Source organism: Streptococcus rupicaprae (assembly GCF_040545225.1).
Taxonomy (GTDB): Bacteria; Bacillota; Bacilli; order Lactobacillales; family Streptococcaceae; genus Streptococcus; species Streptococcus rupicaprae.
On sequence record NZ_JBEPLO010000052.1, the window covers coordinates 1 to 3,141 of the forward strand.

At 42.3% G+C, this 3,141-nt stretch carries 2 protein-coding genes and 1 riboswitch; both genes read left to right on the forward strand.

Annotation, left to right across the window (positions count from 1 at the left end; all coding sequences use genetic code 11):
* Nucleotides 1–474 precede the first annotated feature (474 nt).
* Nucleotides 475–2,154 carry a C69 family dipeptidase gene (locus tag ABID29_RS12195; RefSeq protein WP_435533168.1) on the forward strand — a complete coding sequence of 560 codons (1,680 nt, stop codon included), beginning with the start codon at nt 475–477 and terminating at the stop codon, nt 2,152–2,154.
* 82 nt (nt 2,155–2,236) lie between these two features.
* Nucleotides 2,237–2,337, forward strand: a riboswitch (TPP riboswitch).
* 126 nt (nt 2,338–2,463) lie between these two features.
* Nucleotides 2,464–3,045, forward strand: coding sequence for an energy-coupled thiamine transporter ThiT (gene thiT / locus ABID29_RS12200; protein ID WP_354366416.1), 582 nt, complete (start codon nt 2,464–2,466; stop codon nt 3,043–3,045).
* The last annotated feature ends 96 nt before the right edge of the window (nt 3,046–3,141 follow it).

Below are 3,141 nucleotides of genomic sequence, written 5' to 3' on the forward strand. Positions count from 1 at the left end.
TAATTATAAACCATGACATGAGAAAACGAGCATCTCCAACTGCGGAAATGCTCGTTTTTGTCTATTCTGAAACTAGTTTTTGCCCAGCCTCTTTTGTATATAATCTATTTTATTTCCTTCAAATCCCTATAAAAAAGACAAAAAAATAAATAAAGGTAATAAATATCAAAAACATAGATTGATTTGTGAATTAGATAACAGAATGAGTGTGATTGATTTTGAGGGTTGATTCTGTGAAAACGATATCATATTAATAAGAAGTGAACTGATACTCAAAGAAAATCGAAAAGAGCCTAGGAAACGAAGCTGATGATAGAATCGGAGTTCACCGAAGCGAGTTGACAACGGCTATGTTTTGATTTTCAAAGAGTAGAACTAATAGAAAGGAGAAAGATTGATGGCTTATTGTAAAGGTTTCCCTTAACGGAATGGTTAGCCTCAAAAGATTTAGCCCCTCATAGAAAGGATGAAATAATGAAAAAGAAATTGCAAAAAGGAATGTGTTTAAGTTTGGCTCTGATACTGGGCTTCCAAGGATGGACCGTAGAAGCTTGCTCAGCCTTTATTATCGGTAAAGGCTTGACAGAAGACGGTTCAACCCTGTACGGACGAACAGAAGATTATCCGTTTCCAGTTGAGATCAATGGGGAAGTCGTGACGGGTTACCACAACAAGAATTTTATCGTTACACCAGCACAGACCTATTCAGAAAAAGATATGATTGAGGACGAGTCGAACGGCTTTAGCTATCCGAGACAGGCTCAGGAGTATAAGTATATTTCTGCTCCTGATGCCAGTCGTGGTACGGGAGAAGGGGTTTATGATGCCCACGGCTTTAATGAACATGGCGTATCCATGTCAGCCACTGTTTCTGCCAGTCCTAATGAGAAGGTGCTAGCTGTTGATCCCCTGGTCAAAGATGGGTTGGCAGAAGCTATTATGACCTCTTTGATTCTACCAAGGGTAAAAACAGCCCGTGAAGGCATTGAATATGTTGCCAAGGTTATCGATGAAAAAGGATCATCTGAAGGCAATATTATTGTGATTGCCGACCAGAATGAACTCTGGTATATGGAAATCCTATCTGGTCATCAATATGTTGCTATCAAATTCCCAGAAGACAAGTACGCTGTCTTTCCAAATACTTATTTCTTAGGCCATGTAGATCTAACGGACAAGGAGAATGTGATTGCTTCTAAAGATGTCGAGAAAGTCGCTAAGGAAGCAGATTCCTATAAAGAAGTTGATGGAAAATTCCATATTGCCAAGTCTTATGGGCCTGAAAGCTACCACGATGGAGACCGTTCTAGGGTTTACGCAGGGATTAAGTTATTGGATCCCGAGGCAAATGTCAACTACGATGATGAGACCTTTGACCTGCTTCGATCACCGTCTGATCCTAACAAAAAGTTCACAGTCAAGGATGCCATGGCTATCCAGCGGAATAGGTTTGAACATCTGCCAGAATTTAAACCAAATGATTTGCTGCCACGAAATGAAAAGGGACGCCGTGGTAGTGGCGATGCTAAAGAAGAGGCAGTCTACAAGTATCCTCTCGGAAACGAGAACGTCATCGATGCCCATATCTACCAAATTAAGCCAGAGTTACCGAAGGCATTTGGTGGGATTGTCTGGCTGAACCTTGGTACCTCAAGAAATAACCCTTATATTCCATTTTACGGTAATATCACTGAGACTTATGAAGCCTTCCACCCACAGACCTTGGAATATGACAAGGCTTCCTGGTATTGGGTTGCTAAACATATCGATGAAATGACCATGGCACATCCAGATATTTTTGGCTCTGACACGTTGAAGTATTTCCAAGAGTTGGAAGAAGAGATGATTGCGCTTCAAGCAGAACAGGACAAGCACTATGCGACGGCTAATCTTTCTGCTGAAGAAGCTAGCAAGGCAGTAACGGAAGATGGCTTGAAACGATCTGAGGAACTCTTTACTAAAATGCAGGCTCTGGAAAAAGAAATGATGGCCAAACTTCCAAAAGAAGAAGATAAAAAAGATAGTCAAGATCAGACAGCCGCCGATGATGCTCCGAAGGCAGAATCTAACGCTTATACGCTACTTATTCTAGGAGCGGTAGCTATAGCTGGTCTATTAGGATATTACATCTTTAAGAAAAAAGGACAGGATTGATTTTCAGGCATAAGGACATTTCCAATACTTGCAACCGCTTAAGCAAATGGCTTGTCTAAAGTAAGAATCTGTAGTACAATAAAAAGGTCACAAGAGGAGCAGTTTGCTGAGAATGGCGATTCGCCTAAACTCTTATCACCTGATCAAGTTAGGACTTGCGTAGGGATGTGGCAGAAGCACAGAATTTGACCTTCTGAAACCTTCTGCAGTTTTGATTGTGGCAATGTTGGCGAGACATGGTCACAATCGACTGTGTTTCAATAGCAGTCCCCGGGACTGTTATGGGATTTGGTTTACAGGAGGTTTTTTATGTCTAAAAATCGTGTCCAGCTTCTAGCTGAAATTGCTATTTTTGCCACCTTGGCTATGGTCTTGGATATTTTCACAGAGCCAATGCAAATAGGACCGTGGATTTCATTTTCCTTTAAGATGATTCCCATCTTCATAGTGGCTTTCCGTTGGGGAATCGGCGCGGGTATGTCAGCTGGCTTCTTGTGGGGGCTTTTGCAGGTCGTGACAGGAGAAGCAGCCAGTGGTATTTTGAGTCCGCTGCAAGGGTTTCTGGAGTACTTTCTAGCCTTTACCTTGATTGGTTTAGCTGGTTTAGCCAAGCCTTGGGTCGATAAGGCGCGGGCTCAGAAGGCTTCAGGGCAGATCTTAGCCTATAGCTTGATTGGCGTATTGTTAGGGACTACAGCGCGTTATATCATCCATTTTATCGCTGGATTTTTCTTTTGGGGACAATATGCACCAGAGGGCCAGAGCGCTGTTCTTTATTCCCTCTCCGTTAATGGCCTATCTTGGCTAGGGGAAACCTTAGCCTGTGTCTTGGTCATTTGGCTGGCCCAACCCATGATGACTTTCTTTTTAACTACAGGCCGTAAGGCTTAAGAAAAGAGGCCGGGCAAAAACTAGCCTCAAAATCAAACCACACCGTGATTTCTGTCTTGAAAACAATCAAGATGAAAGAATCACTGTGTGGTTTTT